Consider the following 17,148-nt stretch of genomic DNA (forward strand, 5'->3'; position numbering starts at 1 on the left):
TTGTTGGATTGGATGGTTGCATGAACGTTATTGAGGTTGAAACGCTGGAAGATGAGAGGCTCGCGGTATTTGCGCGGCTGACAGAGGCGCAGCTGAGGAATAGGCTGGAGCCAGAAAAGGGTATCTTCATTGCGGAGTCGCCCAAGGTTATTAGAAGGGCGCTTGATGCGGGCATGCGGCCGCTTTCGTACTTGATGGAGCATAAGTGGCTCGATGAGGTGCGCGAAATGGTGGAGGCACATCCCGCTGAAGATGGTGGGGAAGTGCCGGTGTTCACGGGGTCGCGTGAGGTGTTGGCACAGCTCACGGGCTTCGAGCTCACGCGCGGCGTGCTGTGTGCCATGCGTCGTCCGCAGCTGCCCTCGGTGGAAGAGCTGCTTGAGCAAACGCATGCGCGCCGGGTTGCGGTGCTCGAGGGCATCGTGGACCACACGAATGTGGGCGCCATGTTCCGCAGCGCCGCCGCATTGGGTGTGGACGCGGTGCTCGTAACGCCTACGTGCTGCGATCCGCTGTATCGTCGTGCCGTGCGCGTTTCCATGGGTACGGTGTTCCAGGTGCCGTGGACGCGCATTGGCGAAAGCGCGCACGATTGGCCTGATGCGGGGCTCGAGCGCCTGCGTGCATGCGGCTTCAAAACAGCTGCCATGGCCCTTTCCGACAATTCGGTATCCATCAAGGACGAAGCGCTGAATGCGGAAGAGAGGCTTGCTATCGTGTTGGGCACGGAAGGCGATGGGCTCAGCCCGCGAACCATTGCGCAGTGCGATTACACGGTGCGCATCCCCATGCGCCACGGCGTCGACAGTCTGAACGTTGCCGCGGCAAGCGCCGTAGCGTTTTACCAGCTCGTGGGGTAGGGGACGTCGCTGAACGTGGGGCGGCTGTTGCCTGCGCGCGAAATATGAGCATATGTGCAGGTGACACACTGTATCCATAGTATGGAAACGCTAACGATACTTCGGGCGAACGGATAGAATGCGCGCATGGAATTCTTTATCGACATCTTTAACGACGCGCTCATCGACACGCTCAAACTCGTGCCGTTCCTGTTCATCACGTATTGGGTCATGGAGCTCATCGAGCATATGGCCAGCGACAAGAGCCGTGCCGCCATCGAGCGCGCGGGTCATGCGGGCCCCCTGGTGGGTGCGCTTCTGGGCGCGTTGCCGCAATGTGGTTTCTCCGCAGCGGCGTCCACGCTGTACGCGGGGCGCGTCATCACCGTGGGAACGCTCATTGCCGTGTTCCTGTCCACCTCCGACGAGATGCTGCCCATCTTCATCGCCGAGCAGGTCGACCCCATTCGCATCGTGCAGATCATTGGCCTGAAAGCCCTCATCGGCGTCATCATGGGCTTCGTCTTCGACCTCATCGTGCGTCTTACGCATCATGCGGGCGATGGCAAGCCGCACATCGACGAGCTCTGCGAGCGCGATCATTGCCATTGCGACGACGAAGAGGAGCATCATAGCCCCTTGCGTAGCGCCGTGCATCACACGCTGCAGGTAACGCTGTTCATCTTCCTCATCTCGCTAGTGCTAGGCGGTGCCATCGAATGGGTGGGCGAGGAGGCCATCGCTTCGTTCATGCAGGTGCATCCTACGCTGTCTGTCATTGCGGCATCCGTTGTGGGTCTCATTCCCAACTGCGGCGCAAGCGTCGTGCTCACCGAGCTGTATTTGGAAGGCACGCTCTCATTTGGCGCCGCCATGGGCGGCTTGCTCGTTTCGGCAGGCATCGGCCTGCTCGTGCTGGTGCGCACGAACCGACATGTGAAGCAAAACCTCACCATTATTGGCGGCTTGTTCCTTACGGGCGTTATCTGGGGTTGGCTACTGCAGCTGCTGGGCGTGGCGCTGTAACACAGCCGTCCGTTCGGGCTGCTTCGCCCGCCGTGCTGGGCTTCGCAAAACCCAGTTACGAGCAGGGAAAACCTTATTGCGAAAACCTGGCAACATCTATCTTCGAATGTGATAATATGCACGCCGCAGGCTATAGCCCCAATCATTCTGCGCACGGGCAAGTTGGTCTGCGAATTCTGCTGCTTGCCTAGAGGCGTCTCATCGAGTCGTCCCGTTCGTGCGCCCATTTCCTGATATGCGTCATCGTATCGCGTCGCTCCTGCGTCGTCTCTTCGGAAGCAACACCGTCAGTTAGGCATTCTGAAGAAAGGTGTCACATGGAGTTTCTCAATTCTAAGAAGGGGCTTGCCGTCGTTGGCGTGCTCGTGGGTGCGCTCATTGCCACGCTCGCATTCTTCGGCAATCCTTCGAACATGGCCGTTTGCGCCGCGTGCTTCATCCGCGATATGGCGGGCTCCCTGAAGCTGCATTCGGCTGCTCCCGTGCAGTATTTCCGCCCCGAAATTGTGGGCTTCGTGGTGGGCTCTTTCCTGATTGCCCTGGCCACGAAGGAATTCCGCTCTACGGCGGGTTCTTCTCCCATGGTTCGCTTCATCCTGGGCTTCATCATGATGATTGGCGCCCTGATCTTCCTTGGCTGCCCGCTGCGCATGGTCATCCGCATGGCTGCCGGCGACCTGAACGCTTGGGTTGGCCTGGTGGGCCTGGCCGCTGGCGCCATCACGGGCGCCCTGTTCCTGAAGCGCGGCTTCTCGCTGGGTCGCGAAACCGACACGGGCAAGGTGTCCGGTGCCGTGCTTCCCATCGTTCTCGTCGTTTTGCTCGTCATCAGCGTTACGACCGCCGTGTTCGCTGCGAGCACCGAAGGCCCCGGCTCCAAGCATGCTCCCGTTGCCATCGCCCTGATTGTCGCTCTTATCATTGGCGCCCTGGCCCAGAAGACGCGCATCTGCTTCGTGGGTGGCATTCGCAACCTGTTCCTCATGAAGGACTTCACGCTGCTCATTCCCATTGTGGGCATTTTCGTGGCTATGCTCGTCTACAGCATCGCTACGGGTAACTTCAAGCCCAGCTTCGATGGCCAGCCCATCGCTCATTCCCAGCACCTGTGGAACATCCTGGGCCTGTACGCCGTGGGCTTTGGTGGCGTACTCGCTGGTGGCTGCCCGCTGCGTCAGATGGTCCTGGCTGGCCAGGGCTCTGCCGACGCTGCTGTCACGTTCCTGGGTATGCTCGTTGGCGCTGCTTTCGCTCACAACTTCGGCCTTGCCGGCGTTGCTGCGAGCGCCGCTACCGACACCACGGCTGCCGTGGCCGGTGGTCCTTCTACCGCGGGTCAGATCGTGCTGGTGTGCTCCATTGCCGTGTTGTTCGTGATCGCCCTCACCAATCTGCGTCGCAAGAAGGTTGGCAAATAAGCTCGCTTGCGATTGAATGAGTACCCTGTAGAAAGGAAGCATCATGCATGAAGTAGACGCCCGCGGCCTGTCGTGCCCCGAGCCTGCCCTTATGACCGTCGAAGCCATCAACGAGTTCCCGAACGAGCCCTTCCGCGTTTTGGTGAGCAATGCCACCTCGAAGCAGAACGTGGTGGAAATCCTTACGAAGCGTGGTCGCACGCCCCAGGTTTCCCAGGACGGCCTCGATTTCGTGATCGACGTCAAATAACCAGTTCATGCGATTGTTCTCTGGCAAAACCGAGACGGCGCTCGTCGTGGCCTTCGACTCCACGGCGAGCGCATTCGCATTTTCCGATGCCGCCGGTCCGGCTGGCATCGAAGGCCGTCTGGTCCCCACGCCGCGTTCCCTTTCCGCGGGTTGTGGCATGGCCTGGCGCGGCGCTCCTGCTTCGCGCGAAAGCGTGGAATCCCTTTTGGCTGCCGAGGGCATCGACGATGCCCGCATAGCCCTTCTCCAATTGAAATAGCCCGTTTGGGCGTTTCTTCATCCTTTTGTGCTCTTTGCCTTAAATCGCTTTACGCGGCTAATTCCTAGCGGTAAGGTACGCAGCCGTCGGGAATTTCTGCACCCGGCATTCTTCGGCGCCTTGCGTGCTTCGTACGTATGCGCGCCTTCATCTCATTCTGCATGTGATTCATCCATTCTGCTTGCGCCTAATCCAGGTGCTTGGCCCGCTTATGCCCTTGGCATAGTGCAGGAACGAGGTATCTGTGAAGTTCAATTGGGAATACTTTTTCCAAACGCTGCCCGAAGTGGCGAGCAAACTTGACGTTACGTTGGGGCTCACCTTGGCCGCAGCGTTCTTCTCGCTGTTGCTCGGCATTGTGTTTGCCCTGATCGCGTACTATAAAGTGCCCGTGCTCAGCCAGCTTCTGAAAGTCTGGAGCAGTTTCATGCGCGGCACGCCCGCCATCGCCCAGTTGTTCTTCTTCTATTACGGCCTTGCGAATGTGAGTTCGGTAATCTTGCAGATGTCCCCGCTGGTCGCGGTCGCCGTCATCATGAGCTTGCATATGAGCTGCTTCATGGGCGAATCCATCCGCGCAGCGCTTATCTCCGTTGACGACGGCCAGCGTGATGCCGCGAAGGCTTTCGGCATGACGGGTTTCCAAATGACGGTGCGCGTGGTGTTGCCCCAGGCCATTCGCGTTGCCCTGCCGCCGCTGTTCAACGACCTCATTAGCTTGTTCAAGCTTTCCTCGCTCGCCTATCTGGTTGGCCTGCGCGACGTTATGGGCGCGGCCAAGATCGAAGCGAATAACACCTACCAGTTCTTCGAGTGCTACGCCTGCGTCATCGTGGTGTACTGGGCCATCAGCCTGGTGCTCATGGGCATCCAGAAGATTCTGGAAAAGCGCTGCTCCGAAGCGTACTAGCACCATCTACGGGTATACGCAGCATTCGCTGCTCTATCGCACGTGTAAGTTGATACGGAAGGGATGTACATGCAACGACGTGATTTTCTTAAGCTGAGCGCAATTGCCACGGCCTCCTGCCTGGGCACCGGTTTCATCATGACGGGCTGCTCCAACGGCTCCTCTGATGGTTCCTCTTCGAACGACGGCTCCAGCCGCACCGTTCGCATTGCCACCATGGGCAATGGCGAGCCCTACTCTCTGGTTGACGACAGCGGCAACTGGACGGGCATGGAAGCCGACATGTGGGCCGAGGTTGAAAAGCGCATGGGCTGGACCATCGACATGGAAGCCGCCGGCGACGCATCCAGCGTGTTCGGCGACCTGGCCAGCGGCCGCGTAGACGTTGCCGCCAACTGCTACGCCATCACCGAGAAGCGCCTGGAGACCTACATCGCCTGCGACCCCATCTACGCCGACGCCCAGGTTGTCATCGTGCAGCCCGATAGCCCCTACCAGACGCTGGAAGACCTGCGCGGCGCTACCATCGGCGTAACGAGCGGCCAGGCTGCCCAGAGCACCATCGAGTCGCTGGCTCCCCAGTACGACTGGGAGGTCGTGACGTACGAGGACTCCACGGCTGGCTTCCAGGACTGCGCCCTCGGCCGTGTGGATTGCTATGCCAACACGGTCACGAACATCGAGAAGGCCGAACGTGCCCAGGGCCTGGAGTTCCGCATGCTCGACGAGAAGCTGTTCGGCAACAACGTTTCCTGGTTCCTTATGCCTGCCGAAACCGAGCTGCGTGACGAACTGAACAAGGTCATCGCCGCCATGCACGAAGACGGCACGCTGTCCTCGCTGTGCGAGAAGTGGTTCTACGAGGACCTTACCAAGCTCATCAGCACCGATTGGCTGACGGCCGACAAATAGCCGCTGGCTTTTGCATGCACCGCAGTAGGAAGAAGACCCCATGATTAGCGTGAAGAACCTCTCCAAGTCCTTCGGTGAAACCGACGTTCTGAAGGACATCAACTTGGAAATCGGCGACGACGAGATCGTGGCCATCCTGGGCCCTTCGGGTACGGGCAAGTCTACGCTGCTGCGGTGCATGAACTATCTTTGCGAGCCCACTACGGGTACCGTTTCCATTGACGATGTTGTCGTGGATGCCGCGCACCGCAAGCGCGCCGACGTGCGCGTCCTGCGCCGCAAGACGGCCATGGTGTTTCAGGATTATCACCTGTTCAAGAACAAGACGGCCGTGCAAAACGTCATGGAGGCCCTGGTCACCGTATGGAAGCGCCCCAAGGCCGAGGCGCGGGAAACCGCTATGGCCCTGCTGGAAAAGGTGGGCATGGCCGACCGTGCCGACTTCTACCCCTCGAAGCTTTCGGGCGGTCAGCAGCAGCGCGTGGCCATCGCTCGTGCGCTTGCGGTGCATCCGCAGGTGCTGCTGTTCGACGAGCCCACGAGCGCACTCGACCCCGAGCTGGTGGGCGAGGTGCTGGCGACCATTCGCCAGCTGGCGCAGGAGCGTGATTTTGCCATGGTAATCGTCACGCATGAGGTGGAATTCGCTCGCCAGGTGGCCGATCGCGTGATATTCATGGATGGAGGGTCCGTCGTTGTCGACGGAACTCCCGAGCAGATCATCGAGCATCCTTCCGACCCGCGTTTGCAGAAGTTCCTGTCATACGTGAGCCGCGGGGGCGCTGCTCCCTCCAAGCAACCCGAGGCCGAGGTGGCACAGCCCACCTTCGCAACGGACGATTTCTAGAGAGGAGGCGGAAGGCGCGGGCCTTCCGTTTTTCATGGGTCAGGTGCAGCAGGCGGTATTGCCCAAGACGTTCGAAGAATACAATGAGCAGCGCAAGGCTTCGTTTTTGCGCGTGAAGGATTTTAAGGAAGCAGGCGGTCGCTTGGTTGGCTACCTGTGCTCGTATACGCCGCTTGAGGTCATCGACGCAGCTGGAGCGGCTGCCGTGGGCCTGTGTGGCACGTCGAACGAAACGGTCTCCATTGCCGAGACGGTGCTGCCGTCGAACTTGTGCCCGCTCATCAAGTCGACGTTCGGGTTTGCCCTGGCCGACAAGTGCCCCTTTACGTACTTTTCCGACCTCATCGTGGGCGAAACCACCTGCGATGGCAAGAAGAAGATGTACGAGCTTCTGGCTGATATGAAGCCAGTTCACGTGCTGCATTTGCCCGCTGGTCGTACGCGCGAGCTGGAAGCCGAGCAGTGGCGCGCCGAGGTGCGCTACTTCAAGGAAGAGCTCGAGCGCATCTTCGGCATCACCATTACGGACGACGATTTGCGCGCTGCCGTGCGTCGTCGCAACAGGCTGCGCCGTGCGCAGACGGCCCTATTCCAGGTGCAGCGTCATGTACCCGCGCCTCTGGGCGGCGTTGAGGTCATGAGTACGCTTGCCGCGGGCTCGTTCAGCTTCGATATCGAGGAATATGCTCAGAAGCTGGAGGGCCTGGTGGAAGACGCCCAGAAGCGCGCCGAAGCAGGTTTTGCGCCCGAAGGAATTGCCCCTGGTGCGAAGCGCATCCTGCTCACGGGCTGTCCGTCGGGTGGCCTCATCAACAAGGTCGGCCGCACCATCGAGCGCAACGGCGGCGTGATCGTATGCCTGGACGATTGCTCGGGCGAACGCACGACCTGCATGGAGATCGACCCAGACGCGCCCGATATCCTGGATGCCATCGCCGACCGCTACCTGGACATCAACTGCTCCGTCATGACGCCGAATAACGGGCGCATGGAGCACACGTGCCGTCAGCTGGACGCATACCAGGTAGATGGCGTAATCGATGTCATCCTCACCGCTTGCCATACGTTCAATATCGAGAGCACGCTCATGCAGCGCGCCGTGGAAGACGCTGGCGTGCCGTACATGAAGGTCGAAGTGGATTATTCGGAAGCCGACATGGGCCAGCTTGAAACGCGCTTGGCGGCTTTCATCGAGATGCTGTAGGGATTTGCCTTACAGCACGCGGAGCGCGTGGGGGAGTATGCTTACGTCGTAGACGCGCGCTACGATTTGCTCGCCGTCCATCTGGGCGGGTGGCGTTACTTCGAATTCGACGTGCAGCTTCTTGCACGTACGCATTTCCATGCACTGGAATCCGGTGTGCTTCCCGTTTTTGGCGCGCACGAATATAAATGCCGCCTTTGCCCTGCCCAGCGGGGGATGCGCGATGCATACGTCGAAGCGCCCATTATCGATGCTTGCGTCGGGGCAGATGCGGAAGCCGCCACCATAATAGGGGCCCACCTGCACGGCAAAGGTAATCGATGAGCTGCTCACGGGCACGCCGCCGTCGAACGATGCCGTCCAAGCATGTGCGTCAAGATGGTGGGCTATCTGATTGAATCCGCATTCCGCGTAGAGGGCCGTACCGCTTTTGTTCGTATGCTTGCGACGTTCCACCGTCTCGATGGCGATGGCAGCGTCGAGACCAAACGAGAGCGTCTCCATGAAGTAGGTGTTGTTTACCTGGCCCAAATCGACCCAGCGTGCCTCGTTGCGCGCAATGCGCTCGATGGCGCGCGCGGGGTTTTTGGGCATGTCCAGCGAGCGTGCATAGTCGTTGCCCGTGCCAGCGGGAATAACGCCCAGCGCGGGCCGCAGCTCTTCAGGCAGGCGCATGAGGCCGTTGATGGTTTCATGGACGACCCCGTCGCCTCCCAGCGTGACCACCGCGTCGTAATGTGCGGCTTCTTGTGCGAGCGTTTCCGCATGGTGCGAACGCTGCGTTGTCTCCAAGCGTACGTTTGCGCCCGTTGCAGCGTGCAGCATTGCCCCTGCGTCGCGCGCTGCGTTGGCTGCACGTCCGCTTTGTGCGGCGGGATTTGCTATGAGCAGGATATTTTGCATGGCGACTATTGTAGCGGAAGGGTGCTTTACAGCGCGCTTCGGATTTATCCCTTCTTCAAGAAATGCCTGATGCATCGGCGAATGCCAAACGTTGCAGGTGAATCGCTCGTTCCTGCGGCCGCTGCTTCCGCGATGCGCGCTTCCTCGCTCTGCCTTGCCTCAAGACGCTCGCGCACGGCCTGTTCGTGCAGCTTTGTGACGATCGTGGCCTCGCGGTACAGCTCGCTGGATGCGCGTACGCCTTCGACGAGGTATTTCTTTTCCTGCGTGCTTTGCGCGGCAAAGGCTCCGCTTCCGATCTTCTCGATGAGTTCGGCTGCCATTGCCTTCTCGCGTTCGATCGTGCGTTCCGCCATGAATGCGAAGCCGGCTTCGGACATGCGCTGACGCTTGTTGTCGTCGGCGAAGAGCCCAAGAATGGCTTCCGCCATGGAGGCGGGGTCGGGGTAGGCGAGCGACGTGGCATCTGAGGGCAAGTCGTACAGGTTGTTCTCCATGTGCAGGTCAACAACCGGCAAGCCGCATGCCATCATTTCGAACGGGATGCGCGACGGGTTGGAAGAGCTGCAGCACACGCCAACGCCGCAGCGATTGTACAGGCTTGCAAGCTCTTTGACGGGCAGCAGGCCAAGCTGGGTGTCGATGGCGTCGGCAGTTTCCACATCGTCGAGCGGAACGCCGCTTCCGTACGAGTAGATATGAATGCTCGGGTCGTGGTGCTTTACGATGCGCAGTGCTTGCAGAAGCAATTCGTGGCATCTACGAGGCTTTTCGGGCTGCAGCACTACGCAGATTGCTCGTTCGCGCGTGGAATCTAGTCGGTGGTAAATGGAGCTGTCTACGCAGAAATCGAAGGGCTCCGCCTTGCCGTTGGCCTCTTGCTGCAGCTTTACGGGCAGCCAGCGGCCAATGGTGACCATGCGGAGGTCCTGCGAATAGGTGAGTCGTGCTTGTATCTGGTCGTATCCCATGGGCATGAACCAGGGCTCGAAGTCCTGAACGAAGTATGCTCGCGCGCGAGCTGGCGTGTTCAGGGCCTCGCTGACGGTGTTCCAGGCGGTAGCGACTACGACGTCAAGCGATGAGGGGATGTCTTCCTTGGCTACGACAATTGCGTTTTGCATGCCGTATGAGTCGCGCAGAACCCCCTGAACCTCTTCGGGTTCGTAGGCTTCGTTTGCCACGGAGATGGTGACGGAGTTGTTCTTTCCCAACTCCTCTGCAACTTGGGCAATCGTGCGCGTTCCGCCCGAGCCGGGGCCTACGCGCGTGGGTATGATCCAGTGGATGTTCATTTCGTCCCCTCATACGGTTCTTTAGCGTTCACAGTATATACGTTGGAATACGTGAGAATGGGATGGTTCTGAGGGGGCGGTGTTGAAAGGCGCCCGAAAAAGAAAAAACTCCCAGTTGGGAGTTGATGCGTCATGGTGGGCCGTGTGGGACTCGAACCCACGACCTTAGGATTAAAAGTCCTCTGCTCTACCAACTGAGCTAACGGCCCACGGCGCTAAGCGCAATGTTGCATTTTACCGATGGCCCTACGTTTGGTCAATCCATTCATTTCTTGTCCACGGGGTTGGTTAATGGGCTTGCGTACGCTACAATGCACCCAATTTACTTTAGGCGGCTGGAGTGCCAAAGGGCGCATGCCGCAGTTCGAGGAAGGGCACACCATGGCTGTGAAGCGACATCATGCGGGCGGTTACGACCTGTCCAAGCAGGTGTATTTCGTCGGCTTCATGGGTGCCGGCAAGACCACCGTTTCGGGCTACCTGGCCACCACGCTGGGCCTTCCCTCCATCGACGCCGACGAATACCTCGAGCTCCTGGAAGATCGCGTCATCGCCGACATCTTCGCTGAAGATGGGGAAGACTACTTCCGCGACCTGGAAACGGAGTACTTGGAAGACCTCTCGCAGCGCAGCCCGCGCTTCATCGGCACGGGTGGTGGCGTGGTGAAGCGCGCCTGCAACGTCGACATCATGAAGAAGTACGGCTTTATCATTTACTTGGGCGTTACCGCCGACGAAGCATCGAGCCGTATCCCCAATACCGATTCGCGCCCCCTGTTCAAGGACATTGAAACTGCGCGTCGCACGGTGCTCGAGCGCGAGCCGCTCTACGAGGCCGCAGCCGACGCCTACGTGAACACCACGGGCCGCACGGTTCAGGACATTTGCGCCGAAGTGAAGCAAATCCTCATCGATAATGGAGTTTTGATAGAGGAGTGCTAAACGCGCTATAGTGTTTGTCTGAAGCGATTCGAGGCGCGCGCAAGCGTGCCCTCGTATTACGGAAGGCGGATGTTCACTGGGTAAGCGCTTCTCCCCCAATTCCGCTGCATAGTGCTGGGCGCCGTTCGACCGCCCGTTCGCGCGATTTACATACGCGCGAAACTTGGGCGCATTGTGCGCCTAAAGCTTTTTGCAGCGGCTTTGGCAACCTCCCCTTTCGCCGTGCAAGACAACGCTCGTATGGAGGAACCTTTGAGCAAAGAAGACGTCATCGAACTTGAGGGCACCGTAACGGAGGCTCTGCCGAACGCAATGTTCAAGGTAGAGCTGGAAAACGGCCACACTATCTTGGCTCACATTTCCGGCAAGATGCGCATGCATTACATCAAGATTCTGCCGGGCGACAAGGTAACGGTCGAGCTTTCTGTCTACGACCTCGAACGCGGTCGCATCACGTATCGTTTCAAGTAAGTCCCTCGCCGCGTAAGCGGTTCGGGCAAAGCGCGCATGCAAGCCGCTGCATGCTCAGTTGGACAACCATCACCTGCGGCTGGGTGTGAACATACATGTGGAACACATACCGAAAGGAAGTTTGATATGAAGGTACGTCCTTCGGTCAAGAAAATGTGCGACAAGTGCAAGATCATCCGACGCCATGGCAAGGTCCTCGTTATCTGCGAGAATCCGCGCCATAAGCAGCGTCAGGGCTAGAGAAAGAGGAAGAAGAACATGGCACGTCTTGTTGGTGTCGACCTCCCTCGCGACAAGCGCATTGAAGTCGGCTTGACCTACATCTACGGCATTGGACTCACCACGTCCAAGAAGATCCTCGCCGAAACCGGCGTTGACCCCGATATCCGCGTGAAGGATCTGGGCGAAGACGATCTGGCGAAGATTCGCGATTACATCAACGCAAACCTCACGGTAGAGGGCGACCTGCACCGCGAAGTTTCCCAGAATGTAAAGCGCCTCATGGAAATCGGTTGCTACCGTGGCCTGCGTCATCGTCGTGGCCTGCCCGTTCGCGGTCAGCGCACCCACACGAACGCTCGTACCCGCAAGGGTCCTCGCAAGCAAATCGGCGGCAAGAAGAAGTAGGTGTAACTAAGTGGCTCAGAAGAAAAACGTGCGCGCACGCATCAAGCGCTCCGAGCGTAAGAACATCACCGTTGGCGCCGCGCATATCAAATCTACGTTCAACAACACGATTGTCAGCATCACCGATCCTCAGGGCAATGTGATTTCCTGGCAGTCTGCTGGCACGGTCGGCTTCAAGGGCTCTCGTAAGTCCACGCCGTTCGCCGCTCAGATGGCTGCAGAGGCTGCTGCCAAGACCGCTATGGAGCACGGCCTGAAGAAGGTTTCCGTGTTCGTTAAGGGTCCTGGTTCCGGCCGCGAGACCGCTATCCGCTCCCTTCAGGCTGCGGGTCTGGAAGTCTCCAGCATTCAGGATTGCACCCCGATTCCGCACAACGGTTGCCGTCAGCGCAAGCGTCGTCGCGTTTAACTGAAAGGATTATGATTATGGCAGTGAACAGGACTCCGGTTCTGAAGCGTTGCAGGCAGCTGGGTATCGACCCTGTCGTGCTGGGCTATTCCGGCAAGGAATCCAAGCGCCAGCCGAAGCGCCGCCGCAAGGAATCCGAATACGGCATGCAGCTCCGTGAAAAGCAGAAGGCCAAGTTCATCTATGGCGTTCTCGAAAAGCAGTTCCGCGGTTACTTCCGTCGCGCCAAGAGCATGCCCGGCATCACGGGTGAGAACCTCATGGCTATCCTGGAAAGCCGTCTGGACAACATCGTCTTCCGTCTGGGCTTTGCCCGTACGCGTAAGGAAGCTCGCCAGGCTGTAACGCACGGTCACATCACCGTGAACGGCCGTCGCGTCGACATCCCCAGCTACCGCGTGCGTCCCGGCGATCTCGTTGCCGTTGCCCCCAAGGCCAAGGAACTCCTGGTCATCAAGAGCGCTCTCGTCTCCAACGAGCGCGTTCAGGTGCCCGCTTGGCTCGAGGTTGACATCGAGAAGCTGCAGGGTAGCGTACTGAACCTTCCCACCCGCGATCAGATCGATTTGGACATCAACGAACAGCTCATCGTCGAACTTTACTCCAAGTAATCTACGCGGCTTTTAAGGAGGCTTACACAATATGACAGAGTTCATGAGGCCTACAATCACTACGGAAGAAGTCAGCGATACCGTTGCTCGTTTCGTGGTCGAACCGCTTGAGCGTGGTTATGGCTACACGCTAGGTAACTCCATGCGTCGCGTCTTGCTGAATTCGCTCGACGGTGCTGCTGCTACGGCTATTCAGATCGATGGTGTTCAGCATGAGTTCACCACCGCTGAAGGCGTAATCGAAGACATTACCGACATCGTCCTCAACGTGAAGGGGCTGGTCTTCAGCGCCTTCGCCGAGGACGCCACCGAGGCTACCGCTCGCATTTCCGTCGAGGGTCCCTGCACCGTTACCGGTGCCGACCTGGAAGTGCCCACGGAGTTCACGCTGGTGAACCCCGAGCACGTCATCGCGACGGTTGCCGACGGCGGTCAGCTGGACATGACGGTTCGCATTGGCGTTGGTCGCGGCTACGTTGTGGCCGACCGCAACAAGCGTACCGAGGATCCCATCGGTATCATCCATGTCGATTCGCTCTTCTCCCCTGTGCGTCGTTGCGCTCTGAATGTTACCGACACGCGTGTTGGCCAGAGCACCGATTACGACAAGCTGGTTCTGGAAGTCGAAACCGACGGTTCGATTTCGCCGGTTGATGCAGTATGCCAGGCGGCTAACATCATCAACCAGTACATGGGAGCATTCCTTTCCCTGAACGAGACCGACGAGGAAGAGGAAGGCGAAGTGCCCTCCATCTTCGCTCCGGAAGGCGAAGAAACGAATGCCGAGCTCGACAAGCAGATTGAGGATCTGGACCTCTCCGTCCGCTCCTACAACTGCCTGAAGCGCGCTGGCATCCATGCGGTGCGTCAGCTGGTCGAATATTCCGAAAACGACCTGCTCAACATTCGCAACTTCGGCGCCAAGTCTATCGAAGAAGTGAAAGACAAGCTCATTTCCATGGGCCTCAATTTGAAGCAATAGGAGAATCGAGAACATGAGACACTACAAGAAGGGTCGCAAGCTCGGCACCGATGCCGCGCATACCAAGGCCATGAAGAAGAGCCTGGTTGTCGCGCTGTTCACGAACGACCGCATCAAGACGATCGAGGCTCGCGCCAAGGAAATCCGTCCCGATGTTGACAAGATCATCACCTGGGCGAAGCGTGGCGACCTGCACGCTCGTCGTCTGGCTATCGCCGCTCTGGGCGACAAGGAGCTCGTCCGCGAGGTCTTCGAGAAGGTTGCTCAGGGTCAGTTCCAGGACCGCCAGGGTGGTTACACCCGCATCATGAAGCTTGGCCCCCGCAAGGGTGACAACGCTCCCATGGTGATCATGGAGCTCGTTACCGAGCCCGTGGCCAAGAAGGCCGAAAAGCCGGCCAAGGCTGCCAAGAAGGCTGCTGCTCCCAAGAAGGAAGAAGTGGCTGAGGAAAAGGCCGAGCAGGCTGTCGAGGAAGTCGCTGAAGAGGCTACCGAGTCTGCCGAGGAGAAGGCTGAATAGCCTACTCGCTCTAAGCGCATTGAAAGACCCGCTTCGGCGGGTCTTTTTTTGTTGCACGCGCCGTTGTTCCCCATGTTGCCAACGGCGCGTGCCATACTGGGCGCATGTCCCTTAACGCCGCTACATATCAACCAGGCACTACGCCCCTTCACGCGCTTGATGCGCGCGTGAAGATCACGGTTGTGCTCGTGTATTCCATTGCGGTCTTCTTTGTTGATACGTGGTGGGGGATGGGCGCGTATGCGGTCGTAGCCGTAGCGTGCCTTGCCGTGGGGCGCATGCGCGTTCTGGCGCTTGCGCGGCAGCTTCTTCCACTGTGGCTTATCCTGGCGCTCACGTTGCTTTCAAGTGCGCTGGGTGGGGCTGGCATCCTTGTCGGTCTCTTCTACGTAACGCGTATCGTGCTCATCCTGGCGGCTTCTTTCGTGCTTACGGCGACGACTACTGCTAGTGATATTTCCCAGGCCATCGAGAGCATGCTTCGTCCTCTGACCCATGTGGGCGTACCCGTACGCGATATCGCCGCCGTTTCGGGCATAGCGTTGCGATTCATCCCCATTATCATCGACGAATTCCAGGGTATTAGGGCTGCTCAAGCGTCTCGTGGGGCGCGCTTTGCAAGCGGAGGCATTGCCACCCGCGCAAAGGCGTGGGGCGGTGCATTCACGCCGTTGTTCGTAGGGCTGTATCGACGTGCCGATCGATTGGCCGTATCCATGGATGCGCGCTGCTACGGGTTTCAGCGCATTCCCTCACGCCTACGTGAGTGCGCACTGGGCGTTGGGCCCGCCATAGGCATGCTGGCTGTTGCCGCGGCGCTTGTTGCCTGCGCAATTCTTCTTTAGACTGCAAAACTTCGAAATGCCTGGTCGCAGGCGCGTCTTCGAGCGTTTTCCCTGGATGGGATATCGTTTCGCATCTGTCTTAGGCGCGTGACAGTCGCGAATTGTGAGTATATAGTGAAGAAAACGGACGCGTAGGGGTGCGCGTCAACTCAACTTCACAACGATGCGAGAGGGACCGGGTGCTTCTTACTCTGCCTGGCATATATGTCGGCTGCGCTATTTTGCTGGCTGCCGTTTTGGGGCTTGCAATGGGCAGCTTCCTGGGGCGCGTGGCATGGCGCCTGATGCGCAATGAACCCGTGCTTGCAGGGCGTTCCCATTGCGATACGTGTGGGCATGTGCTTTTCGCGAACGACTTGGTGCCCATCGTTAGCTGGACGGCGCTGCGAGGTCGCTGTCGCTACTGCCATGCGCGCCTTTCCGCGCGATATCCTGCTAGCGAATTCGCATGTGCTGCGCTGTATGTGTCCATTGTCATTTGCTACGGTCTTACCCTCGAGGCGCTTCAGATGGTTGGGTTTGCCAGTGTGCTTATGGTGCTCTCCCTTACCGACCTGGACGAATCGTATATTCCAAACCAGACGATTGTGGCCGCCATCGTCATTCGCGTGCTATTCATCGTCTTTGCATGGCTTGCCCTCGTGGTGCACGTTCCCGTGCAGGCCGTGTTCGCCGACCCTGCTGCGCATGGCATCGTGCTCATGGATGCCCAGGCGCTTGGATTCGATGACAAGCCCTTTTGGGATCCCACGGCCGATGCCTCCATCGTCGTCTTGGATATGCTGCGGACATCGCTTTTGGGTGCGGTAATCATCGGCGTGGCCGTGGTCGTGCTGGCGCTGGCCATGGACAAGTTCCTGGGGCGCTCTTCGATAGGCGGGGGCGATATGAAGCTGTTTGCCGTGGCGGGCTTTTACTTTGGCGCTCGCCAGTGCCTCTTCCTCATCGTGATCGCATGCGTGTTGGGCATCCTGTTCGCGCTCGCTACGCAGAACCGTGCGGGGTTTAGCGATGATATCTATCGCATCGATCAGGCGGAAGGCAAGTCGTCCGTTTCTAACTGCGCAGACGAGGCTTCGCAGGGCCCCGTGGAGGACGAATGGCCCTTCCTAGAGGAAGAACGCGTGCCGGCATCCAAGGGCGTCTCGCGCGTGTTCCCCTTTGGCCCCTCCATTGCGTTGGCGTGTTGGATCACCATGATGGTAGGTGGTCCCGTTACGCAGTGGTATCTGGAATTGCTCTAGTTGGTGGCGCAAAGCACGGCTTGCTCTACGTAATCGAGCGTGGCCGGAGCTGTGTCGCAAATCCTGAACAGGTTGCGATCCTCCGGGTCCATGAACTTGGCGAGTAACATCTGGTCGAAGAGCACGCCAAGCGCATCGTAATAGCCCTGCACGTTGTAGATGCCCGTGGGCTTGGGCGCATGCCCGTCTTTCACCTTCTGTTCCGCAAGGGCACTGAATATCTCGTCCAGCGTTCCCACTGATCCGGGGAGTGCAATGAAGGCGTCGGAATGCTCGAACATCATGTCTTTGCGGTCGGAAAGGTTATGTGCTTTCAGCAGCGTATCGCAGGGGAATACGGGGCGCGCGTTGAGGTAGGGGATGTCGGTGGTGATGACGCCCAGAACGTGTCCCCCGGCCTGTGCGGTCGCATGTGCGACGGAGCTCATGAGGCCCGTTTCGAAGCCTCCGAACACGAGGGTATGACCGCGGCGACCCATTTCGGTGCCAAGGCTGATAGCGCTGGATACGTAGGGCTCGCCGGCGTTGGCGTTCGAGCCGCAGAAAACGCAGATGTTCATGATGTCCTTCCAGAAGGCTTCGCGTGCGTGCGTTTCCCCATTGTATAATTTTGTGCAAAAGTTGCACGCATCGG

The 17,148-nt window shown here is 58.9% G+C and carries 22 protein-coding genes and 1 tRNA gene; 19 read left to right on the plus strand and 4 right to left on the minus strand.

What is annotated here, in order from left to right; all coding sequences use genetic code 11:
- The first annotated feature begins 20 nt into the window (after nt 1-20).
- The 9 genes from AAY81_RS00510 to AAY81_RS00550 all read left to right on the plus strand — a co-directional run bounded on the left by AAY81_RS00510 (nt 21) and on the right by AAY81_RS00550 (nt 7,665).
- Complete coding sequence (locus AAY81_RS00510; protein ID WP_066664692.1) at nt 21-860, plus strand: TrmH family RNA methyltransferase; 840 nt, start codon at nt 21-23, stop codon at nt 858-860.
- Between the two features lie 126 nt (nt 861-986).
- Nucleotides 987-1,865 (plus strand): putative manganese transporter, encoded by an 879-nt coding sequence (locus AAY81_RS00515; RefSeq protein WP_066660047.1) that lies wholly within the window; start codon nt 987-989, stop codon nt 1,863-1,865.
- Nucleotides 1,866-2,182: 317 nt separating this feature from the next.
- Entirely contained in the window at nt 2,183-3,283 is a 1,101-nt protein-coding gene (gene yedE / locus AAY81_RS00520) for a YedE family putative selenium transporter (protein WP_066660050.1), read from the plus strand.
- A gap of 43 nt (nt 3,284-3,326) precedes the next feature.
- Nucleotides 3,327-3,533, plus strand: coding sequence for a sulfurtransferase TusA family protein (locus tag AAY81_RS00525; protein ID WP_066660052.1), 207 nt, complete (start codon nt 3,327-3,329; stop codon nt 3,531-3,533).
- 7 nt (nt 3,534-3,540) lie between these two features.
- The gene (locus AAY81_RS00530) at nt 3,541-3,792 is read left to right on the plus strand and encodes a putative Se/S carrier protein (protein WP_066660054.1); all 252 of its coding nucleotides are present in this window, start codon (nt 3,541-3,543) and stop codon (nt 3,790-3,792) included.
- A 244-nt stretch (nt 3,793-4,036) separates the two neighbouring features.
- Nucleotides 4,037-4,702: an amino acid ABC transporter permease gene (locus tag AAY81_RS00535; RefSeq protein WP_066660055.1), complete on the plus strand. Its 666-nt coding sequence runs from the start codon at nt 4,037-4,039 to the stop codon at nt 4,700-4,702.
- A gap of 69 nt (nt 4,703-4,771) precedes the next feature.
- Nucleotides 4,772-5,614, plus strand: a complete 843-nt coding sequence (locus tag AAY81_RS00540; protein ID WP_205630834.1) for a transporter substrate-binding domain-containing protein — start codon at nt 4,772-4,774, stop codon at nt 5,612-5,614.
- 40 nt (nt 5,615-5,654) lie between these two features.
- Nucleotides 5,655-6,461, plus strand: coding sequence for an amino acid ABC transporter ATP-binding protein (locus AAY81_RS00545; RefSeq protein WP_066660057.1), 807 nt, complete (start codon nt 5,655-5,657; stop codon nt 6,459-6,461).
- A 34-nt stretch (nt 6,462-6,495) separates the two neighbouring features.
- Complete coding sequence (locus AAY81_RS00550) at nt 6,496-7,665, plus strand: double-cubane-cluster-containing anaerobic reductase (RefSeq protein WP_066660058.1); 1,170 nt, start codon at nt 6,496-6,498, stop codon at nt 7,663-7,665.
- A 9-nt stretch (nt 7,666-7,674) separates the two neighbouring features.
- On the opposite strand, the gene AAY81_RS00555 is transcribed toward AAY81_RS00550, so the two are convergent.
- The 3 genes from AAY81_RS00555 to AAY81_RS00565 form a co-directional block, all read right to left on the minus strand.
- Nucleotides 7,675-8,643: a diacylglycerol/lipid kinase family protein gene (locus AAY81_RS00555; protein WP_082867765.1), complete on the minus strand. Its 969-nt coding sequence runs from the start codon at nt 8,641-8,643 to the stop codon at nt 7,675-7,677.
- On the minus strand, nt 8,613-9,863 hold the full coding sequence (locus tag AAY81_RS00560) for a rhamnosyltransferase WsaF family glycosyltransferase (protein WP_066660062.1): 1,251 nt from the start codon (nt 9,861-9,863) through the stop codon (nt 8,613-8,615). Before AAY81_RS00560 ends, AAY81_RS00555 begins: the two co-directional genes overlap by 31 nt.
- Nucleotides 9,864-9,996: 133 nt before the next feature.
- Nucleotides 9,997-10,072: transfer RNA gene (locus tag AAY81_RS00565), tRNA-Lys, on the minus strand.
- A 172-nt stretch (nt 10,073-10,244) separates the two neighbouring features.
- Here AAY81_RS00565 and AAY81_RS00570 point away from each other — a divergent pair.
- The 10 genes from AAY81_RS00570 (at nt 10,245) to AAY81_RS00615 (ending at nt 16,514) form a co-directional block, all read left to right on the plus strand.
- Nucleotides 10,245-10,805, plus strand: a complete 561-nt coding sequence (locus AAY81_RS00570; protein ID WP_066664694.1) for a shikimate kinase — start codon at nt 10,245-10,247, stop codon at nt 10,803-10,805.
- A gap of 252 nt (nt 10,806-11,057) precedes the next feature.
- The gene (gene infA / locus AAY81_RS00575) at nt 11,058-11,276 is read left to right on the plus strand and encodes a translation initiation factor IF-1 (RefSeq protein WP_066664696.1); all 219 of its coding nucleotides are present in this window, start codon (nt 11,058-11,060) and stop codon (nt 11,274-11,276) included.
- Between the two features lie 126 nt (nt 11,277-11,402).
- Nucleotides 11,403-11,516, plus strand: coding sequence for a 50S ribosomal protein L36 (gene rpmJ / locus AAY81_RS00580; protein WP_006363204.1), 114 nt, complete (start codon nt 11,403-11,405; stop codon nt 11,514-11,516).
- 18 nt (nt 11,517-11,534) lie between these two features.
- On the plus strand, nt 11,535-11,903 hold the full coding sequence (rpsM, locus tag AAY81_RS00585) for a 30S ribosomal protein S13 (protein ID WP_066660064.1): 369 nt from the start codon (nt 11,535-11,537) through the stop codon (nt 11,901-11,903).
- 10 nt (nt 11,904-11,913) lie between these two features.
- Complete coding sequence (gene rpsK, locus AAY81_RS00590; protein ID WP_066660066.1) at nt 11,914-12,312, plus strand: 30S ribosomal protein S11; 399 nt, start codon at nt 11,914-11,916, stop codon at nt 12,310-12,312.
- A gap of 17 nt (nt 12,313-12,329) precedes the next feature.
- The gene (gene rpsD / locus AAY81_RS00595; RefSeq protein WP_066660068.1) at nt 12,330-12,923 is read left to right on the plus strand and encodes a 30S ribosomal protein S4; all 594 of its coding nucleotides are present in this window, start codon (nt 12,330-12,332) and stop codon (nt 12,921-12,923) included.
- A 31-nt stretch (nt 12,924-12,954) separates the two neighbouring features.
- The gene (locus AAY81_RS00600; protein WP_066660070.1) at nt 12,955-13,905 is read left to right on the plus strand and encodes a DNA-directed RNA polymerase subunit alpha; all 951 of its coding nucleotides are present in this window, start codon (nt 12,955-12,957) and stop codon (nt 13,903-13,905) included.
- A gap of 13 nt (nt 13,906-13,918) precedes the next feature.
- Nucleotides 13,919-14,425 carry a 50S ribosomal protein L17 gene (gene rplQ / locus AAY81_RS00605; RefSeq protein WP_066660072.1) on the plus strand — a complete coding sequence of 169 codons (507 nt, stop codon included), beginning with the start codon at nt 13,919-13,921 and terminating at the stop codon, nt 14,423-14,425.
- A gap of 104 nt (nt 14,426-14,529) precedes the next feature.
- Entirely contained in the window at nt 14,530-15,270 is a 741-nt protein-coding gene (locus tag AAY81_RS00610) for an energy-coupling factor transporter transmembrane component T family protein (protein WP_082867766.1), read from the plus strand.
- Nucleotides 15,271-15,449: 179 nt separating this feature from the next.
- Nucleotides 15,450-16,514, plus strand: coding sequence for a prepilin peptidase (locus AAY81_RS00615; protein WP_066660080.1), 1,065 nt, complete (start codon nt 15,450-15,452; stop codon nt 16,512-16,514).
- Here AAY81_RS00615 and AAY81_RS00620 read toward each other — a convergent pair.
- On the minus strand, nt 16,511-17,074 hold the full coding sequence (locus AAY81_RS00620; RefSeq protein ID WP_066660083.1) for an LOG family protein: 564 nt from the start codon (nt 17,072-17,074) through the stop codon (nt 16,511-16,513). The two genes, AAY81_RS00615 and AAY81_RS00620, sit on opposite strands and share 4 nt — an antisense overlap.
- Nucleotides 17,075-17,148 lie beyond the last annotated feature (74 nt).

Origin of the sequence: Denitrobacterium detoxificans, from assembly GCF_001643775.1 — a bacterium.
In the GTDB taxonomy this organism is placed as follows: Bacteria; Actinomycetota; Coriobacteriia; order Coriobacteriales; family Eggerthellaceae; genus Denitrobacterium; species Denitrobacterium detoxificans.

Bases quoted from the DNA above. Each gene is read 5' to 3' on its own strand.
- yedE (WP_066660050.1), top strand. From the start codon at position 2,183: ATGGAGTTTCTCAATTCTAAGAAGGGGCTTGCCGTCGTTGGCGTGCTC.
- AAY81_RS00600 (WP_066660070.1), top strand. From the start codon at position 12,955: ATGACAGAGTTCATGAGGCCTACAATCACTACGGAAGAAGTCAGCGAT.
- rplQ (WP_066660072.1), top strand. From the start codon at position 13,919: ATGAGACACTACAAGAAGGGTCGCAAGCTCGGCACCGATGCCGCGCAT.
- AAY81_RS00515 (WP_066660047.1), top strand. From the start codon at position 987: ATGGAATTCTTTATCGACATCTTTAACGACGCGCTCATCGACACGCTC.
- rpsD (WP_066660068.1), top strand. From the start codon at position 12,330: ATGGCAGTGAACAGGACTCCGGTTCTGAAGCGTTGCAGGCAGCTGGGT.
- AAY81_RS00550 (WP_066660058.1), top strand. From the start codon at position 6,496: ATGGGTCAGGTGCAGCAGGCGGTATTGCCCAAGACGTTCGAAGAATAC.
- rpsM (WP_066660064.1), top strand. From the start codon at position 11,535: ATGGCACGTCTTGTTGGTGTCGACCTCCCTCGCGACAAGCGCATTGAA.
- AAY81_RS00570 (WP_066664694.1), top strand. From the start codon at position 10,245: ATGGCTGTGAAGCGACATCATGCGGGCGGTTACGACCTGTCCAAGCAG.
- AAY81_RS00530 (WP_066660054.1), top strand. From the start codon at position 3,541: ATGCGATTGTTCTCTGGCAAAACCGAGACGGCGCTCGTCGTGGCCTTC.
- rpmJ (WP_006363204.1), top strand. From the start codon at position 11,403: ATGAAGGTACGTCCTTCGGTCAAGAAAATGTGCGACAAGTGCAAGATC.
- AAY81_RS00620 (WP_066660083.1), bottom strand. From the start codon at position 17,074: ATGAACATCTGCGTTTTCTGCGGCTCGAACGCCAACGCCGGCGAGCCC.
- AAY81_RS00610 (WP_082867766.1), top strand. From the start codon at position 14,530: ATGTCCCTTAACGCCGCTACATATCAACCAGGCACTACGCCCCTTCAC.
- AAY81_RS00555 (WP_082867765.1), bottom strand. From the start codon at position 8,643: ATGCATCAGGCATTTCTTGAAGAAGGGATAAATCCGAAGCGCGCTGTA.
- AAY81_RS00510 (WP_066664692.1), top strand. From the start codon at position 21: ATGAACGTTATTGAGGTTGAAACGCTGGAAGATGAGAGGCTCGCGGTA.
- AAY81_RS00545 (WP_066660057.1), top strand. From the start codon at position 5,655: ATGATTAGCGTGAAGAACCTCTCCAAGTCCTTCGGTGAAACCGACGTT.
- AAY81_RS00540 (WP_205630834.1), top strand. From the start codon at position 4,772: ATGCAACGACGTGATTTTCTTAAGCTGAGCGCAATTGCCACGGCCTCC.
- AAY81_RS00525 (WP_066660052.1), top strand. From the start codon at position 3,327: ATGCATGAAGTAGACGCCCGCGGCCTGTCGTGCCCCGAGCCTGCCCTT.
- AAY81_RS00560 (WP_066660062.1), bottom strand. From the start codon at position 9,863: ATGAACATCCACTGGATCATACCCACGCGCGTAGGCCCCGGCTCGGGC.